The sequence below is a fragment of the Microcoleus sp. D2_18a_B4 genome (genome assembly GCF_036702475.1).
In the GTDB taxonomy this organism is placed as follows: Bacteria; Cyanobacteriota; Cyanobacteriia; order Cyanobacteriales; family Microcoleaceae; genus Microcoleus.
In genome coordinates this window covers 26022-44867 of the sequence record NZ_JAUBTL010000058.1, presented here as the reverse complement: position 1 = coordinate 44867, position 18846 = coordinate 26022, and the positions used below count along the sequence as shown (strand labels likewise).

Genomic DNA, 18846 nt, shown 5'->3' with positions numbered 1-18846 from the left:
TCTCTCTCGTTTGCCTTGTTGTAGTGGAGGCAGAGCCTCCTGAAATGCGTTACCAGGCAGAGCCTGGGAACGAGTAAGAATTAATTGCCTAGTTTTCTAGTTACCAGGCTCTGCCTGGTAATTAATACCCGGAGGCTCTGCCTCCAAAATTCTCTCTCGTTTGCCTTGTTGTAGTGGAGGCAGAGCCTCCTGAAATGCGTTACCAGGCAGAGCCTGGGAACGAGTAACAAGCGAGATCAACCTTGCAGAACTTCAATTAAAGCATTGCCCATCGCTCGACAGCCAACGAGTTTCATGCCTTCTGACATGATATCACCAGTGCGATAACCTCGATCCAAAACTTCGACAACGGCTTGCTCGATTTTATTAGCAGCTTCCGGCTGATTTAAGGCGTAGCGCAGCATCATTGCCGCGCTTAAAACTTGGGCGATGGGATTGGCTTTATCTTGTCCCGCGATGTCGGGTGCGGAACCATGCACGGGTTCAAAAACCCCCGGCCCGCTTGCTCCCAAACTAGCAGAAGGCAACATCCCAATGCTACCAGTTAGCATCGCCGCCGCATCGGAAAGGATGTCGCCGAATAAATTGCCCGTGACAATTGTATCGAACTGTTTAGGCCAGCGAATTAACTGCATGGCTGCGTTGTCAACGTAGAGGTGAGAAAGTTCGACATCAGGGTATTCTGAAGAAAGGGCAATAATACGATCGCGCCACAGTTGCGAAACATCCAAAACATTCGCTTTATCAACGGAACACAGCCTTTTTCCCCGCTTCCTGGCCGTCTCAAAAGCGACTCGCCCGATTCTGTCAATTTCCGACTCGGTGTAAGCCATCGTATTGACACCACGTTTTTCGCCTGTTTCCGTCTCAAAAATACCTTTCGGTTTGCCGAAATAAATGCCGCCTGTGAGTTCGCGGATTACCATAATATCCACGCCTTCGACAACTTCCCGTTTCAAACTAGAAGCATCAACCAATTGCGGTAAAATAGTCGCCGGACGCAAATTGGCAAACAATCCCAATCCGGCGCGCAGTCCTAATAATCCAGTTTCCGGGCGCTGTTCGCGGGGCAAATTATCCCACTTGTAACCGCCAATAGCTGCTAACAATACTGCATCGCAATTGCGGCATTTTTCCAGTGTTTCTTCGGGTAGCGGATTGCCTGTTGCATCAATAGCAGCGCCGCCCATTAAAGCTTCTTGAAATTCAAAGCCGATGTCCAATTGTTGACCGACAAGTTTCAGGACATCTACCGCCACAGCGATAATTTCAGGGCCGATGCCGTCTCCTGGTAAAAGAGTGATGCGGTAGTTTTGAGTCATATCGATTTTGGAGGTTTGATTTGAGATTTGAGATTGAGAGTTAATGGGAATTCTTTGGAAATGCAAGACATTCTCACAAGGTTATAATCATATCAGGATAAGCAACCTCAGAATTGATTATGACATTCCCGACTTACCCGCCTGCTCAAGCTGAACCGCCTTTAGACCCCCGACAGAGTTTGCCAACAATGTATGATTTACCTAGCGAAGACCCAAAGGAGCCCGGTTTGCCAGATACATTTCATTTAGATCAGCCGCAACTCTTGGAATTCACGTTTTTGCCGCCGGGATGGGATGCGGAACAAGTCTTTACAGCCAGCGACCTAAATTTGTATTACGATGCAACACAACCGCGCTGGCATAAACGCCCGGATTGGTTTGCTGCGGTGGGTGTGCCAAGGCTTTATCAAGGGCGCGATATGCGTTTGAGTTATGTAGTTTGGCAAGAACGGGTAAATCCGTTTGTGGTGGTGGAATTGCTATCGCCGGGCACTGAAGATGAAGATTTAGGGCGGACTGTTCAACAAGCTGGGGAACCGCCGACTAAGTGGCAAGTTTATGAACAAATTTTGCGGATTCCTTACTATTTTATTTTCAGTCGCTACACGGATGAATTGCGAGCTTTTCATCTTGTAGGAGGCCACTATGAACCTGCAGAATTAATTGATGGGCGGTTATTTATTCCTGAGTTGCAGTTGAGTTTAGGTTGGTGGCAAGGCACTTATAAGAGTATGAATCGTTTGTGGTTGCGATGGTTTACGGCCCAAGGAGGGTTGATTTTGAGTCCGGGTGAAAGAGCAACGGCGGCGGAACGGCAACTGATAGAATCTCAACAGCAAGTAATTGAAGCTCAACAGCAACTCATAGAATCTCAACAGCGAGAGGAAAGACTAGCGGCGCGGTTGCGGGAACTAGGCATCGATCCTGAACAGTTGGTGTGAAATACCCAAACTAAACGGAGTACCGTTATAGTTCGGGCTTCGTGTCTCATCTGCCATTGCTCTGTTGGGAATACCCGTTACCGAGTATTCGTCACTGAAGACGATCCGAGTCTTACACAGCATCTCTGGCTTTGGAGCCTTTATCCCTTCGTAGGGAACCCACGCAGAAGCCCTGTTTCCCAAGGCAAAATTTTTCTTCGTGCAACAAACATGGCTTATTTTTTACAGCAGGGCGTTACCTTACCAACCAGCGGTCTGTTCTTTCCCCCTTTCTCTCGCAGTTATCCTTGGTAAGCATATTACTGCTACTGTGACCTATTGTTTGCAGTCGAGTGGGTGGGTCGCAACCACTTATATCTTACACGTTTCTGTTAGAAAATCCGGGAATTGTCGATCTTTTTCACAGACCTTGCTCGGCTTATATCCCCGCGCTAAACGGAGTACCGTTATAGCGTGGGACTTACGCCGATTGAGTTAATAGTTCTCGCACCCAAGCCTGGTGAAACCCGGTTTCTTCCTTCTATTTCTCGTGGCTGGTCCCGAAACTCGTAGAAACCGGGTTTCTAGCCTCCATCCATAATTCTTGCTTGAGTATTCCAAAAGCCCGATAGCCCATAACCCCTTTTCAACTCCTCGAATCCGCGCAACAGGAGTGAAATAAGATAAAAACAGTTCGATCGCACGCACGTACAAAAAAATCGGCAAGGAGTCGCGGAGTGGCAGAGGACGAAGGCATACCAACATCAGCACAGATTGATTCTCGGGACTATTCTTGGGCCTTTTGGCCAGTTGTCCCCCTCTATCCCTACAGCAAGCGGCGCACCATCCGCAAGGAAATAGTCAAGGATACAATCTGGACTTTTGACCAAATACAAGGCATTTTCTACGTAGTCGTCCCGATTCGGATGACAGTAATTAAATTAGAACCCGAAGGCCTTCTCGTCTACGCCCCCGTTGCACCGACTCCTGAGTGCATCCGCTTGGTAAAAGAGTTAGTAGCAGAGCACGGCGAGGTGAAGTACATCCTGCTGACAACGGTTTCAGGCATCGAGCACAAAGTTTTTGTCGGCCCCTTTGCGAGGTGTTTTCCCCAAGCGCAGGTGTTTGTCGCCCCGCAGCAGTGGAGTTTCCCGGTGAATTTGCCGCTGAGTTGGCTGGGTTTGCCGGCGAAACGCACGTCTGTACTGCCCTTTGACAGCAGCAACACGCCGTTAGCCGATCAATTTGACTGGGCAATTCTCGGCCCGCTGGACCTCGGTTTGGGCAGATTTGCTGAAGTTGCGTTATTTCACAGACGATCGCGCACGCTGATGTTAACAGATTCCATAGTTTCGATTCCCGAAAATCCGCCCGCGATCGTCCAACTCGACTCGTACCCGCTGCTGTTTCACGCCAAAGACAGCGCTTTGGAGACGGTGGCAGACACCCACGAAAATCGGCGCAAAGGGTGGCAGAGAATCGCCTTATTTGCCATGTATTTTAGCCCCAGCGTGTTGGAAGTGCCGCCGTGGTCGGAGGTATTGGCCAAGGCACGAGAAGCGCCAGAACGCTCTAGGAAAGCTTATTTCGGGTTATATCCGTTCAAGTGGAAAAAACATTGGGAGCGATCGTTTGAGGCTTTGCGGGGAGGAGGGCGGTTGTTTGTGGCGCCGATTTTGCAGACTTTGATTCTCAACCGCGCGCCGAGGGAAACTCTCGATTGGGTGGATAAAGTGGCGAGTTGGGACTTTGAAAAAATTGTACCTTGTCACTTCGATGGTGCGATCGACTCCCGGCCGCGTGAATTTCGGCAAGCATTCTCATTTCTGGAAAAACACTCGCCTGTTAATTCTTTACCCGAAGATGATTTTAAATTGCTCAGGCAGATTGATGCGGGTTTGAATAAAACAGGTTTGGTTCCGCCTGCGAAAGACAAGGTTTAATCGGAAATTTTGCACCATTCTGAATAAGCTGTTTGAGCACAGGCAAGATGCCTGTGCCACAAGAAAATAAAGTATTGTGGAACGGGCATCTTGCCCGTTTGAGCACAGGCAAGATGCCTGTGCCACAAAAAAATAAAGTATTGTGGAACGGGCATCTTGCCCGTTCCGGCTAGAAGCCTACCAAAAAGATTAAACTCTTGACAATTGGTGTCGGTTTATTCATTTATCTCATTAAATTATTAATCAGCTCATCCACCCTCAAAAGTTCTTGAATAATTTGCTCTACCCTCTGCAGTTCATGTATAGGATTTATGCTTCTAATAGTTTTCGGGGATGTAGCTGAAGTATGTGCCGCCACACCTCTTTCTTCCCCAAACGTATTCATGGTAGCCAGCCAAGCAGGCTCTAAATCATCGGTATCTATTCCTATTGGCAAAAGCAACGCCAGAAGATTAGCTTCTTTGATGCCATGATTCTGGTCAATACTTCGCTTAAAACTATTAATAGCTAAATCTATTTTTTTGTTGACTTTTATTTTTTCCGGTGGCAAAGCTTTACTTCCCTTAGTTGGAGTCAGTGTATCTGGTGGTGCTTCCATCATTTGACCAGAAAAGCCAAGCAAGCCGATTAAAGTACGGCAAGTCTTACCCTGACTATCCCACTTCTTTTTAGCATTAAGGGCTACTTCCCAAACTCTGTCCTCAAAATAAGCCTCAATTTCGGCATGAACTAAAACTCTGTAGGCAAGAGTTAAGGCTAGCTGCCGCTCGGAATATGAACCTAGAGGATTAATCTTAGGAAAAAATTGTTTTTTTAACCTATTTAACTGCTGGGTTAGAGTACGAAATCTAACGGATTTTGGCATACCTCTTAATAACTTACCTCAAACCGTTAAAGATAATATGGTTATCTACGAGTTCAGGTACATTAAACTCTACATCCAAAACCTTTAACAAAGCTTTGCCCCACAGTGAGAGACGAGTATGAGTTTCGCGAATGCTAGTTGTGCTTTTCTCAACAGCTTCTCTGAATTCGCTATTAGATGATGAACATAACTCTTTAAAAGCTTTTTGCACACCCGCCGGATTATTCTCAGCAACTTCACTAATAACTGGATCTGAAAAATAAAAAACCATTACATCTAAAATAGCTCGATTAAACTTGCCTCGGTAACTATTAGAACTACTCAACCACACACGAAATATATTTTCTTCTCCAAATATTGTAGTGGTTGTTTGCACTGCCTTTTCAAATTGGCTAACTGTATATCTGACCTCAGTTTCTTTCTCTTTCCAATCCTTGTTGAGCTTTTTGCAAGTCATATCCAGGAACACTTTAAGATTACCGCGATAATCGGATAAAAAATGGTGGAATCCTACATATCGCAGTAATAATTCGACATCGCGCATCCGAGGATCGGGATTTGGGGATTTAAGTATTTTTCTTAAAGCCGGATTTTTAATTGATTCGTCATCTAAAAAATTGATGAAATCACCTGGATGCAATGCTTGCCTGAGTTCTTGGGGAGATAGCGGAGTATTTTCTACATTCAGACGGAGAAAAATTTTGTAGAGTAAACTTTCTGTATGCCAATTCCGAATCAATGTAGTACGAAGAGTTTGATTATCCAGTGCATCAAGTACAGAACTATGGAGAAGATCGTTTTTTAGATCCTCATGCGTACAACCATTGAGTTCAGGTCTAAATTCTAAGTTTTTCAAAGCAAAACTATCGTTGGGAGTTTCGCTCCTTCCATAAAATTGCAGAATCGTAAGCAAGCGTTGCTTGCCGTCAAGAACTACAAATTTTCCGCGTTTTTTATCTTGAGAAGCCAAAACTATATCTGGAATGGGAAATCCTAGAAAAATAGATTCAATAAACCTGCTTTTGCGAGTTATATCCCAAGCATCTCGCCTTTGAAATCTTGGATTAAGTTGAATATTGTCACGAACAAGTTGATCGAGTATGGTGGCTGTCGTCCAGTCATTTCCAGCTACAATTATTTCGGAAATTTCGTCTAAGACTGATTTGGAATTACCATTAGATTCAAGCTCATAATCTAGAGCTTCATCTTCCTCATCAAAGCTTACTTCTTCGGGTTTTTCTAAGAGGTTTAGTTCAGGCATGACCGCGCTCTACTTGGTAAGTTTAATTGGGATACAGTATACCTAAGTATAGCAAAAGTCAGAAGCCTTAAGTTATCATAGGAGTAACTAATTTATCGATTATGAAAACGATCGCTTTTAATTTTTACGGATTTTTAAGCTAGATGGCGAATTTTTCAACTTAAACTCATCAAACTTCACCACTTGCGACTCCGGTTTCCGCGTATCAAAATAGTAGCTACTCACAACACCACTACCCGTATCAAAAATAGTAAAAGCCGTAATATCATTGCTATCAATATACGGCAGCGGCCGCCCATCCTTCCCCAACAAAGGCGCAACAGTCGGCACCACAGGTTCCAATCCGTTCGGGTCTCCAATAGCGCTGTAATCTTCCCGATATGCCGGCGGCACAAATCGGCGCTTTTCCCCCGCAAAAGCACCGTAACTGTTGCCAACATTAGAACTCTCCAAAAAGTGCATTCCGCTGGAACTTACAAACCGATTCCACAAGTGCGAATGTCCGTAAAATACCAACTGCACCCCCGCTGTTTCTAGTAGCGGCACTACATCCCGAATCAGATAATCTTGCTGTTTCGGATACTCGTAACGCACCATTTTAATCTCGCCATCGAGAGCGCGATCGACTATTTGCACAGGGTCAGTATAAGCAGGTACAATATTGTCACCCAGAGAATGCGGCGGGTGGTGAAACATCACAATTTTATATTTTGCCTGCTGGAATTCCGAACTCTTTAACTCTTGTTGCAGCCAATTATATTGAGCGCTGCCCTTGACAATCGGCTCAAAAATATGCTGTCCGTATCCCCATTTTTCGGGATTATTAAAATCTTCGTCCCGTTCGCGATACCTGCCTCTCGCACGCGGATCTAAATTGGGAGTCCGCCAGATATTCGTAGCATACAAAGTTACTAACCGCACGTCCCCAAAAGTCACAGCATAGTAATTCTTGCCTCCCGGTAAATTGAAAATTTCGTCATAGGTATCGCTATTAAAAGTATTGTTTTTTAGCCATATTTCCCGCACTGAAGAGTCATTATTGGGATTCAAAGAGGCAGCACGTTGGGCGTATATTTTCTCGGCAGCGGCGCGGGGAAAAGGATCATTAAATTGGTCACCGAGTGTGCTGTTGGTGGCAAAGCGACCCATGATTTCGTGATTGCCAATGGCGGGAAATAAAGGCGCGTGTTGGATCAGTTCGCCGCCGCTGTAAACGGTTTTGATGCCGTTTTTGTCGAGTTCGGAAAATGCGCGACCTTGCAGAGTGGGAAAGAAGGCGCGGCCTCGGTAGTCGTCAAACCATTCGGAAGCGCGATCGGGTATATTAATTAAATCCCCAGCCATGAAAACCGCGTCAACTCTCCCAATTGTTGCGGCTACTTTCTGGAGATTTGCTGCTGTCATAGGCATCAATTGATGGTCGGAAGTGAGGAGAATTTTGAGCGCAACTCCTGCTGCTGGTGTCGGAGAAAGAGTGAAAACTTTGCTGCTGACAGATGCGCCGTCTTTTCTTTCGCTGGTGACTCGATAAGGAATGCGAGCACCGGGCCTTAAATTGGAGACTTCTGCTTCGTGGCGCCAGATGTCGCGGACAATTGGATTGCTGTCAATGATGCTTTGTTTCATTTCATCGGAAATGCGCGAGTCTTTGTCTTCGCGAGTGCGGCTTAGCTTGGTAGTATTTGCCGTCACAACTTGATTCAAATTTTCGCCGTAAGCAACAGTGTTGCGAGTACCAGGAAACTCGGTAAACCAGAGAACTCGCACCGACTTTGCTGTTGGGACTTGCAAAAACGGATCGGTTAAAAGCTGAGGTTTGTTAAGATAAGATTGCATAAGGAAACCTAGCAAGAGGACAATCAAAATCAAAACAGCAAAAAACCAGGGATTGCGAGAATAACCTTTGGGATTTCCTACTTGGTTGGGCAATGGTGTTAACATAATTCATTAGTCATTAGTTTGTAAGGGCGGGTTGCACCAGCCAAACAGAACTCCCCACCCCAATACATATAAACCCGCGACACCCACTTTAAATTTTAAACTACCCAGGTTATCAACAAGTTAAGAAATTAGTAGAATATCTCCGATAAAAGAAACCTCCACCCTTTTTGGAAATCTTCTTATAGCGGTTCTCAGGAAAGTAAGGTAATCTTCCTGTTTGGCCAATGCCCAATGCCCAATGCCCAAAAACACCTCATCTTACTGAGAAAGGCTATATCTCTGAATTCTCTTTCTCTGCGCCCTCTGCGCCCTCTGTGGTTCATTAAAAAAAATTCTCAAAAATGATTGAGACTTGCGATATAACATTCTTAACACCCTTCCTTCAATCTAAAATCTAAACTCTAAAATCTAAAATCCCATGACTCGCCACCTTCTCAAAGCCAACTGCAAAACCGTACACTTGGGCGGTTTTTCTCCGAATATCGAACCTGCTTTAACTGTCGATTCGGGCGATCGCATCGATATCGAAACCTATTCAGGATATTATGTTGCTGACAAAGCGCCGCCCGAATTTCTCACCCCCGAATTTTTAGATATTTGTCAGAATTTGCCCCCCAACCGCAAAGTTGGGCCGGGGCCCCACTTGCTGACAGGCCCGATTTATGTTAACAATGCCGAACCGGGAGACGTTTTAGAAATTCACATTGAGGATGTTTACCCAAGTTTGCCCGTAGGATTTAATGCAATTCGCGCCGGATGGGGAGCTTTGCCTGAGTATTTCCCCGAACCTAAATTGCGGTTTATTCCGCTAGATTTAGAGCAAAAAACTGCTGAATTTCCCGCAGGTAGCGGCATTCGGATTCCCCTACATCCTTTTTTTGGCATTATTGGCGTTGCCAATGCACAAATCAACCGTTCTTCTATTCCTCCAGAGCGCTACGGCGGCAATATGGACAATCAGGAACTCCAACCAGGAACGCGGTTATTTTTACCTGTTTTTCTGCGCGGCGGTTTACTGTCCATTGGCGACGGACATTCGGCACAAGGAGATGGTGAAGTTGACGGTACGGCCATTGAAACTTCGATGAATGGGACTATTCAAATCATTTTACGCAAGGATTTATTTCTGATATTTCCGTTTGCGGAAACGCCCACTCATATTGTGATTATGGGATTTGGTAGAACATTAGATGAAGCGTTTGAGCTGGCGGTAAAACAGACGGTTTATTGGCTGCAAAAGTTTGCAGGTTTCCAAGAGGAAGATGCTTATGTTTTCTGTTCGCTATCGGTAAATTTTCGGATTACGCAGGCTGTCAACAATCCTCAAAAAGGAGTTCACGGAATGATTTCCAAGTGTATTTTACCAGAGGTGAAAATTATTGGTCACGGAGTGTGAGCGAGTATAATAACACGCGATCGACCAAAAAATTAGGATCGCGATCGCACAAACTACACAAATTTGTCACTGCGGTGGTCGATCGGGATCGCGATTCTGTTGACAATTAAGGTTAAAATGGGATAAGTGACAAAATCTACCTAAATCGAACTCAACGTCAGGAACCTCAGTCTAAAGGCATGAGGCTTGAAAGAGAAATCTAACAAGCCATCCTGACGGGCCTAAGTCTTTACTGACTACGTTTTTTGAGTCACGATACCGGAGAATGCGAAGCTAGTTTTCCGCTCTATCGCTTGCAACTAAACAGTCTTAAGGTCACGCTCGACAGTGTTGCTAGCCGGCGCAAGCTCACTAAACAAAGGCGCGTGCTAACTTTACCCCAGAAATGGGAGTTTGAGGCAACCATACCTCACGCCTTGGGGCAACCATACCCCTCCTCCCCGCGAGGAGATTCAAATTAAATGTAAAGCCGTGCTAAAAGCACGGGGTTTCTACCCATTTTTATGATGAAAAACCAGACTGACGATGTTGCCAAAAGAGATTTAGTCGATCGAGCTTTTGGGAGTGCAGCAATACCAGATCCGACAGCGTGGGTGCACGAACATTATTTTCTGGCTAATTTCGCCGATACTCTGGCCCTCATCCAAGAACATATGTCTGATGACAGTTGCGAAATCGGCGAGAATGGTGAATCGGGTGAGGGGATATTATCGATCGATGCCAAAATTAGAGATATGTTGAGAGCTACTTTTAGCGACGACGGCTGGCAATATGTCGAAAGTTTATTGTGAGTTTGGTACAATCCCTAAGTATTTGTACGTTCATAACTTGAGAGCGTAAGTTGTACCAGTTTAAAAAAGAATCCAACTTTAGGCCGATGATCTAAACCATTAGATCATCCGTTATGCCGAATTCTTTAATCTCAAATCTCAAATCTCAAATAATATCAGTTTCCTCCCCCAACACAGACTCGCAACTGGGAGTAGCTGCGTGCATTTCCACCCGAATTTGAAGTAAATTTGACCTATTGTGATGTAGGATACTTTAGATGGGCGGGAAATTACTGTCGCTAGGAATTTCGATCGATCGCAAAAACGCCGCACTTTCTTCGGGCAAAGCAGTATTGATAAACATCCCGCTGCCCAACTCAAATCCAGCTTGCTTGGTGACTCTGGGAATAATTGCGATATACCAGTGAAAGTATTTTGTTCCCCCTTGGGCGATCGGCACGGATCGAATATTATAGTTGTAATCGGGATTGTTCAATCCGTAATAAAGCTTAGCCAGTACAGTTTTCAAAGTATCAGCAAGATCGGTAATTTCCGCATCAGTAATTTCATCAAACGAAGAGGAATGTCGGCGCGGAAAAATCCAAGTGTGAAACGGTGAAAGTGCAGCGTAAGGGATAAAAGCCACAAAATGTTCACTCTCACAAATCACTCTTTCTCTCGCCGCTAATTCATCTTCCAAAGTGCGGCAAAACAGACATTCTCCCGTGTCATCAAAATATCTAATAGCTTCGTCGATGCGGCTGCGAAATTGACTGGGTACAACGGGCGTCGCCGCTATCTGCGAGTGGGGGTGTTCGAGAGAAGTTCCAGCAGTTTCCCCGTGATTTTTGAAGATAATAATTGTTTCAATGTGGGGATTTTTTCTAATTTCTACATAGCGCTGGCGGTATACTAAAAGTATGTTGGCAACTTCTTCAATGCTCAACAAAGCTGTCGTCAAATCGTGTCGCGGGTGTTCGACAATTACCTCGTGAACGCCGATTCCCGCCATCGTGCGGTGAATTCCCGATGATATCCTCATCCATTTTGCTGTCGGGGAGAGGGCCGGATATTTGTTGCAAATTGCCCTGACTTTCCAGCCAGTGCGATCGCCCAAACGGCAAGTTTCTAAGGTTCCGTCTTCCTCATTTCCCACACAAAACGGGCAATCGGCGCGGTGCGGTGGCACTACTATTTGGCACTTTTTTTGGTTAGCGAATTGATCCGGTCTTGTCGCCCGTTCGGTGGCGATGATTACCCAATCTCTGGTAATTAGATTTTGTCTAAGTTCAGACATTTTCTTACCTTCAGTTGCAGGGTTTAACCGTTTATTATTGTATAGAATAATTTGTATTTTGTCACTCGCTATTGCAGTTTTTTCACAAATCTTGATTTCTAAATTTCCCAGCAGTTCCCAACAGAAGTTCACAACAGTTGGTTGCCATCGACGATAGAGGCCGATTAGGACTAAAGTGGTACAGAATATCGGTCTAGGCAGTACGGGGAAGCACAGCTTTTAACCGCAGAGATTAAGCCAACTGCAACTGCACATTCTGCAACTTGCAAATAGCTTTCAACACTTGGGCCAACAAGAGCGATCGCTCTTTGTCAATCAAATTCAATTCCGGTAAAATGTGATAAGTGCAAGGATTGCCCTGCGTCAGATACACAAACTGATAGTTACGTCCATTCGTCGTCAATCCCCAAACAGACGATTGCTGCTGCAAACTTTTATAAGTATAACTCAGGAGTTGTGGCAAACCAGTCAAAGGTGCGATCGCACTATTTTTCGCCTCCACTACCAAAATCCAAAACTGTGCCGCCGCGAGTTCTGCATCCGGCTGATTTACGGCTAAGACATCCAAGCGCCCTTTAATTAAAGTATCCCCATCCTCAACCTCGATCGGGATGCTATCTTCCATTGTTAGCACGATCGGAATATCAAAAAATCCTGCTAATCTCATTAACGGTGAAAGCACTAAAAATTTAACCAGCTTTGCAGAAACTTTCCCTGCTTCTAGATGACGCCAAAAGTGATTACCGATTAGCAATAATTCCTGCTGTTCAAAACCCGTCAGAGGTTCCAGAGAGAAAAAATCAGTAAAACCTCCTCCTGTTTGTCTTTCCAATTTGAGAATGCGGCGAACGTCGTTTAGAGAAATTTGACTTGCTTCCAAATTTTGGGTCATGGCTTTAGTGCGATCGGCTGTTAATGTCAATTCTAAAAGCATTACCATCGGATTTGTTATGATATAATCATACCAGATATCGCTCCTGTAAATCGGGTAGATTGTATGAAAGCAATTAAAGTGATGGCAACGATCGACGATCGCGGACAATTGTGCGTTGGTGAACCGCTCAAGTTATATCGCAACAGCCGAGCCGAAGTAATTGTGCTGGTTCCCGAAGGAACAGACATTAATAAAGAGAAGCAATCTCATGAAGCTAACCACCAAACCACGCAACTTGAAGACTATTTCAACTTCCTCAGACCAGATGATATTCGGCTCAAAGGTTCTCGGATCGGCATCGAAACCATTCTCTATGAATACCTGTTTCGCGCTCGAACTCCCGAAGAAATCGCTAACATTTATACATCGCTCACCCTCGAACAAGTTTATGCGACCATTTTGTACTACCTGCACAACAAAGAAACAGTCGGTAAATACATAACCGAATGGTTGGAATGGGGCGATAAAATGCGAGAAGAACAGCGTCGCAATCCTCCTCCAGTGGCTGAAAAACTCCGCAAACTGAGAGCAGAAAGAGATGCAAGGAGAAAGGCTGATGGCAATCCAGTATCTCTTTGAGGAAAATGTCGATCCTGCCTATGCTAACCAAATTCGCCGTCGTAATCCTGATGTGGTTGTTCTAGCAGTGGGAGAACTAACAGCACCTTCCAAAGGCACTCTCGATCCAGAAATTCTTATTTGGTGCGAAATCCACAATTTCATTCTTGTTACCAACAACCGCCGCTCTATGCCCGTTCATTTAACAGATCATTTAGAGCAAAATCGCCATATCCCAGGAATCTTCATCCTCAATTCCAAGCTGAGTATTGGTCAAAATATTGAGGAACTGATTTTGATTTATGAAGGAGCGTTTGATGATGAGTACCAAGATAGAATTGACCATTTACCGCTACCATAATTTCTAATACAGTCCCAACATTTACAAAATTCCCCAAAGTCTTAAGGAAAATAAACATACTTTTGCCCCCACTTATGCAAACAATAGTTAAAAAGACTAACCGAAGTTAAAGTTAAAAGCAATGTCGCAAGATACCATCGAATCAATTCTGCATGAAAAACGGCTATTTCAGCCGCCCGCTGCATTCTCCCAAAAAGCTCACATCAAAAGCCTAGAAGAGTACCAAGCCCTCTACGACAAAGCCAAAGCTGACCCCCAAGCATTCTGGGCAGAACTTGCCGCCCAAGAATTGCACTGGTTCCAAAACTGGGATACCGTGCTCGACTGGCAGCCGCCTGTGGCTAAATGGTTTGTCAACGGTAAAATTAATATTTCTTACAATTGTCTCGATCGCCACTTAACCACTTGGCGCAAAAATAAAGCCGCCCTGATTTGGGAAGGCGAACCCGGAGACTCGCGCACCCTCACCTACGCGCAACTCCACCGCGAAGTCTGCCAAATGGCGAACGTCATCAAACAATTGGGAGTCCAAAAGGGCGATCGCGTCGGCATTTATATGCCCATGATTCCCGAAGCTGCGATCGCCATGCTAGCCTGCGCCAGAATCGGTGCAGTACACAGCGTTGTTTTTGGCGGTTTTAGTGCAGAAGCTTTGCGCGATCGACTCAACGACGGCCAAGCAAAACTCGTCATCACCGCTGACGGTGGCTTCCGCAAAGATACCGCCGTCGGCCTCAAAACACAAGTAGACAAAGCATTAGCAAATAATGCCACACCCAGCGTTACCAACGTTCTCGTAGTTCAGCGCACCAAACAGAAAATTGACATGGAACCAGGGCGCGATCATTGGTGGCACGATTTGCAAAAAGGTGCATCGGCAAATTGTCCCGCCGAACCGATGGACAGCGAAGATATGCTGTTCGTACTCTACACCAGTGGGAGTACCGGCAAACCGAAAGGAGTCGTCCATACAACCGGTGGTTATAACCTTTATACCCACATGACAACCAAATGGATATTCGACCTCCAAGATACCGATGTTTACTGGTGTACTGCTGATGTCGGCTGGATTACTGGACACAGTTATATTGTCTACGGGCCGCTGTCCAACGGTGCGACAACTTTAATGTATGAAGGTGCTCCTCGCCCTTCAAATCCTGGCTGTTTTTGGGATGTAATTGAAAAATACGGCGTCACCGTTTTCTATACTGCACCCACCGCCATCAGAACATTCATGAAAATGGGCGAACACTTGCCCAACGCGCGCAATTTGTCATCTTTACGATTGTTAGGAACCGTCGGCGAACCGATTAACCCTGAAGCTTGGATGTGGTATCAACGAGTAATTGGCAAGTCGAATTGTCCGATCGTCGATACTTGGTGGCAAACAGAAACCGGCGGAATTATGATTACCGCTTTGCCCGGTGCAATTCCTACAAAACCCGGTTCTGCAACCCTACCGTTCCCCGGAATTGTGGTCGATGTTGTTGACCAAGATGGCGAACCAGTCACTAACGAAAGTGGCGGTTATTTAGTGGTGAAACATCCTTGGCCGGGAATGATGCGGACACTTTACAACGATGCCGATCGCTTCCGCCGCACTTATTGGGAATATTTGCACCCGAAAGATGGCGAGTTTGTGTACTTTGCTGGAGACGGCGCGCACAAGGACAAAGACGGTTATTTCTGGGTAATGGGCCGCGTTGACGATGTAATTAATGTGGCCGGACACCGACTCGGCACAATGGAAGTCGAGTCAGCTTTGGTATCGCATCCAGCCGTGGCGGAAGCTGCGGTTGTTGGTAAACCGGATGAGATTAAAGGTGAGGAAATTGTGGCTTTTGTCACGCTGGACAACTCGCAGCAACCTAGCGAAGAATTGGCTAAGGAATTGAAGCAGCACGTTGTTAAGGAAATTGGGGCGATCGCCCGTCCCGGCGAAATTCGATTTACTGATGCTTTGCCGAAGACTCGAAGCGGGAAGATTATGCGGCGTTTGCTGCGTTCTTTGGCTGCGGGACAAGAGGTTTCTGGGGATACTTCGACTTTGGAAGATCGGACTGTTTTGGATAAGTTGCGGGGAGGTGCGTAGGGGGATTTTTTAACCGCAGATGTAGGCAGATGAACGCAGATATAATTACATTAGCGTTCATCTGTGATTTAATTGTTCGGTATAATTGAAATCGGGTGCATCCCAATTTTGTAAAGGAACTCGCATTCCCGCAGATAATTTATTAGTTATAAGCAGAGACTTACTGCCGGAATCCGAACTCCCCTACGAATATATTTGGAAAAATGAGATGCACCGATTGAAATCTTGCACAATAGCCAGAAACCGGGTTTCTTTGGGTTTATTGACAATGATGCAATATTTACGGCAATGTAGAGTGTAGGAATGTTAGAAAACCCTGAAAATAAAGTTTGGCTTGATGCAGACACAATCGTTGCTACTAGCGATCGGCAAGCTGCTATTCGTCGCTGCCGTGAGTTGGCAGAGTATAATGAATTAAGAGGCGAGGGGCGCTGCACTTTCTGCGGTGTCATTCTCAATAAGAGTGGTAAGTCATACCGCTGTATTTTTGAACGGGAGATAGAGGAATGAGTCAGATGTGGACTGAAGAGCAAATCAGACAAATAATCCCAGATATTGATTCACAGTTAGACGACAGCGATATTCCAACGGTGATTATTAAGGGTGAAGGTAGCAGTATTTTTCTCCAGTTTGAGAACCGTCGCGAGATTGAATTTTTGATTGCCCAATTATCTAACCTACTGATTCATCACGAGGAATTAGATATGGGAGTTACTGTTAAGGGGTATGTGACAACATTTGGTGAGTATAGCTCTCAATAGGCTGCAACACTACTTCTGAAAGAAAACGGCTTTGGATAAATTGCGGGCTGATTCCTAGGGGTATTTTTGCTACCGCAGATGTAGGCAGATGAACGGGGATGAACGCAGATAAGATTACATCTGCGTTCATCTGTGTTTATCTGCGGTTTACCAACTAGAAATCTGAGTTAGTATTATTATCCGCTAATTCAAGAGTGAGTTATCATAGAAAATACTTCAACATCCGTTGAGACGCGCCATGCTCCCAGAAACCGTACAGTTGCAAATTCCTTTTCAAGTCCTGCTAGATGCGATCGCCTCCCTCCAACTCGAAGAAAAACGCCGACTTTGGCAACTATTAAATGAAGAAATTACTCAAGCAGAAACCGACCTGCCCTCTCAAGTTCTGATTCAAAATAACAATGGGTCGGATTACAAACCCACAGGGGAAATCTTGACGGCGGCAGAAATACGCGATCGCTATCCCCGCGAGTGGGTGCTAATTGCTGATACTGAATCCGATGATTTATGGAATGTGATTCGCGGTGAAGTCTTAGCTCATTCACCGCAGCGAGAGGAAATAGACCGAGCTTTGACCAAATTTAAAGATGTCCGGTCAATTTCTATAGAATATACTGGCCCTATTCCTGATGAATATTCGGTGCTGTCGTGACTTCACAAAGACGTTGTTTATCTGCGGTTACAAAAACCTTAAAAATATGAGCTACAATCAAGACAACTTCTGGAATGGAGTCGATCGCGATGCCGCCACTACTTAGCAAAACCACAGATCAGCGCATTGTCTATGATGGAATGTGGGAACGGTTTAAATTTATCCAAAAAGGCTTTGAAGGCTCCCCTAGAGTGCGACTATTTTACTATGATGGGACGATCGAGATTCTGATGCCGGGAGAAGACCACGAAACTTTTGCTCATGTTATCGGTTACTTAGTGACTACCTTTCTCGTCGAACAGGGAATTTTCTTCAAGCCCACAGGGGCAATGACGCAGGAAAGATCGGGAGTTGTCTCTGTGCAAGCCGATGAATCTTATTGCATCGGGAGTGTAAAACCAATTCCAGATTTGTCGATCGAAGTTGTCTTTACCAGTGGAGGAATCAGTAAGTTAGAGCGCTATAAAGCTTTAGGTGTTCCAGAGGTTTGGTTTTGGGAAGATGGATTACTGAAGATATATCATCTCCAAGATGGTAGCTATGAAAATAGCGATCGCAGTCAGCTACCCGGACTCAATAACCTCGATCTCGATTTGATGAAACGCTGTATTTTGATGGCGGAAACTGATGCTGGGGAAGCTATTAGAGCGTTCCGTCGAGAGATGTAGCCGATCGCAATTTAGCAAATTATGTATGACAGTAGCAGCCAATAGACCGTCAGTATTTTGATGCCATCAGTTTCTCATTAAAAAAGCAGTGTTTTGCAAATTATATCAACAGTTTTTAGATGAACAGAGCTACCCATTCAATCCCTACATTTGACTCAATGCTCTTGCCCACAATTCAGGCTCTACAAATGCTGGGTGGATCGGGAACTACTGAAGAGATTTATGACCGAGTAGCCCAGATTCTCAACTTACCTAACGAGGTGCTGGATATCCCACATGGAAACAAATCCCAGAGTGCTGTTGAGTATCGACTTGGTTGGAGTCGTACTTACTTGAAGAAATACGGGCTTTTACAAAATTCCTCACGTGGCGTGTGGTCTTTAGTTTCAACATCTATAGATTTTGATATTCTGGATGCAAAAGAAATTGTCAAGGTGGTTCGGGATACAGACAAGAAAAAGGTGATGCCGCCAGACAATTTAAACGAAAATGTTGAAGCTGTTGAAACTTTAGAAGAACTTGCATGGCATCAACAAATTCATCAAATATTGCTATCACTAGAACCTTCTGCATTTGAGCGTTTGGCACAGCGCCTACTACGTGAATCAGGCTTTATACAAGTACAGGTTACAGGTAAGTCCGCCGATGGTGGAATTGATGGTGTAGGTATTGCCCGTATTAGTGGTTTCTTGAGCTTTCATGTTCTGTTTCAGTGCAAGCGCTATCAGGGTTCGGTTACGGCGAGTCAAATTAGAGACTTCCGTGGGGCAATGCAGGGACGAACGGACAAAGGTTTATTCATTACAACTGGGACATTTACCAGAGATGCTGTCAAAGAAGCAACACGAGATGGCGCACCCCCAATAGATTTGATTGATGGTGAGCAGTTAGTTCAACGACTAAAAGAGTTGGGGCTTGGTGTCAAGATAAAAATGATTGAGTCTGTGGAAGTGGATGCTAATTGGTTTACGAAGATTTAAGCTTCTATTGTGAAACGATCGAGCATCAATCGATCGCAAGCAATATTTGAGCGTGGGAGCAGCGATAGCCTGCATACTACAGTTAGGCGATCGCTCTTTTGTTATCAAAGATTCACGGATATACT

19 protein-coding genes are annotated in these 18846 nt (G+C 45.1%); 13 read left to right on the top strand and 6 right to left on the bottom strand.

The features are described 5' to 3' along the window. Positions 1-236 precede the first annotated feature (236 nt). Positions 237-1322, bottom strand: a complete 1086-nt coding sequence (gene leuB / locus QUB04_RS26155) for a 3-isopropylmalate dehydrogenase (protein WP_333043089.1) — start codon at positions 1320-1322, stop codon at positions 237-239. A gap of 119 nt (positions 1323-1441) precedes the next feature. Here leuB and QUB04_RS26150 point away from each other — a divergent pair, with 119 nt between their 5' ends. The 3 genes from QUB04_RS26150 (at position 1442) to QUB04_RS26140 (ending at position 4358) form a co-directional block, all read left to right on the top strand. Then, entirely contained in the window at positions 1442-2263 is an 822-nt protein-coding gene (locus QUB04_RS26150) for a Uma2 family endonuclease (RefSeq protein ID WP_333288908.1), read from the top strand. Between the two features lie 716 nt (positions 2264-2979). Next, positions 2980-4185, top strand: coding sequence for a DUF4336 domain-containing protein (locus QUB04_RS26145; RefSeq protein WP_333288906.1), 1206 nt, complete (start codon positions 2980-2982; stop codon positions 4183-4185). A gap of 47 nt (positions 4186-4232) precedes the next feature. Continuing rightward, positions 4233-4358, top strand: coding sequence for a hypothetical protein (locus QUB04_RS26140; protein WP_333145253.1), 126 nt, complete (start codon positions 4233-4235; stop codon positions 4356-4358). A 50-nt stretch (positions 4359-4408) separates the two neighbouring features. Here the strand turns inward: QUB04_RS26140 and QUB04_RS26135 are convergent, their stop codons facing one another. From QUB04_RS26135 to QUB04_RS26125, 3 genes are all read right to left on the bottom strand, one after another. Then, positions 4409-5050, bottom strand: coding sequence for a HEPN domain-containing protein (locus QUB04_RS26135; RefSeq protein WP_333288904.1), 642 nt, complete (start codon positions 5048-5050; stop codon positions 4409-4411). Between the two features lie 13 nt (positions 5051-5063). Continuing rightward, positions 5064-6311, bottom strand: a complete 1248-nt coding sequence (locus QUB04_RS26130; RefSeq protein ID WP_333288901.1) for a DUF262 domain-containing protein — start codon at positions 6309-6311, stop codon at positions 5064-5066. 117 nt (positions 6312-6428) lie between these two features. Continuing rightward, positions 6429-8252, bottom strand: coding sequence for a metallophosphoesterase family protein (locus tag QUB04_RS26125; protein ID WP_333288899.1), 1824 nt, complete (start codon positions 8250-8252; stop codon positions 6429-6431). Between the two features lie 418 nt (positions 8253-8670). On the opposite strand from QUB04_RS26125, the gene QUB04_RS26120 reads away from it, so the two are divergent. Both QUB04_RS26120 and QUB04_RS26115 read left to right on the top strand, forming a co-directional pair. Beyond that, complete coding sequence (locus QUB04_RS26120) at positions 8671-9648, top strand: acetamidase/formamidase family protein (RefSeq protein WP_333288897.1); 978 nt, start codon at positions 8671-8673, stop codon at positions 9646-9648. Between the two features lie 503 nt (positions 9649-10151). Beyond that, entirely contained in the window at positions 10152-10439 is a 288-nt protein-coding gene (locus QUB04_RS26115) for a hypothetical protein (protein ID WP_333288895.1), read from the top strand. A 253-nt stretch (positions 10440-10692) separates the two neighbouring features. Here the strand turns inward: QUB04_RS26115 and galT are convergent, their stop codons facing one another. Next, positions 10693-11715 carry a galactose-1-phosphate uridylyltransferase gene (gene galT, locus QUB04_RS26110; RefSeq protein ID WP_333288893.1) on the bottom strand — a complete coding sequence of 341 codons (1023 nt, stop codon included), beginning with the start codon at positions 11713-11715 and terminating at the stop codon, positions 10693-10695. Positions 11716-11947: 232 nt separating this feature from the next. Continuing rightward, entirely contained in the window at positions 11948-12655 is a 708-nt protein-coding gene (locus QUB04_RS26105; RefSeq protein ID WP_333288891.1) for a restriction endonuclease subunit R, read from the bottom strand. A 57-nt stretch (positions 12656-12712) separates the two neighbouring features. Here QUB04_RS26105 and QUB04_RS26100 point away from each other — a divergent pair, with 57 nt between their 5' ends. From QUB04_RS26100 to QUB04_RS26065, 8 genes are all read left to right on the top strand, one after another. Then, on the top strand, positions 12713-13228 hold the full coding sequence (locus tag QUB04_RS26100) for a DUF433 domain-containing protein (protein ID WP_445301094.1): 516 nt from the start codon (positions 12713-12715) through the stop codon (positions 13226-13228). Continuing rightward, entirely contained in the window at positions 13206-13568 is a 363-nt protein-coding gene (locus QUB04_RS26095) for a DUF5615 family PIN-like protein (RefSeq protein WP_333288889.1), read from the top strand. Before QUB04_RS26100 ends, QUB04_RS26095 begins: the two co-directional genes overlap by 23 nt. 121 nt (positions 13569-13689) lie before the next feature. Further along, a complete protein-coding gene (acs, locus tag QUB04_RS26090; protein WP_333288887.1) occupies positions 13690-15660 on the top strand; it encodes an acetate--CoA ligase in 1971 nt (656 codons plus the stop codon). Positions 15661-15963: 303 nt separating this feature from the next. Continuing rightward, entirely contained in the window at positions 15964-16170 is a 207-nt protein-coding gene (locus tag QUB04_RS26085) for a hypothetical protein (RefSeq protein WP_333104262.1), read from the top strand. Next, positions 16167-16421 (top strand): hypothetical protein, encoded by a 255-nt coding sequence (locus QUB04_RS26080; RefSeq protein ID WP_333104263.1) that lies wholly within the window; start codon positions 16167-16169, stop codon positions 16419-16421. Before QUB04_RS26085 ends, QUB04_RS26080 begins: the two co-directional genes overlap by 4 nt. Before the next feature lie 238 nt (positions 16422-16659). After that, on the top strand, positions 16660-17073 hold the full coding sequence (locus QUB04_RS26075) for a hypothetical protein (protein ID WP_333288885.1): 414 nt from the start codon (positions 16660-16662) through the stop codon (positions 17071-17073). Positions 17074-17147: 74 nt separating this feature from the next. Then, the gene (locus QUB04_RS26070; RefSeq protein WP_445301093.1) at positions 17148-17741 is read left to right on the top strand and encodes a Uma2 family endonuclease; all 594 of its coding nucleotides are present in this window, start codon (positions 17148-17150) and stop codon (positions 17739-17741) included. Between the two features lie 119 nt (positions 17742-17860). After that, entirely contained in the window at positions 17861-18721 is an 861-nt protein-coding gene (locus QUB04_RS26065; protein ID WP_333288883.1) for a restriction endonuclease, read from the top strand. Positions 18722-18846: the final 125 nt, after the last annotated feature.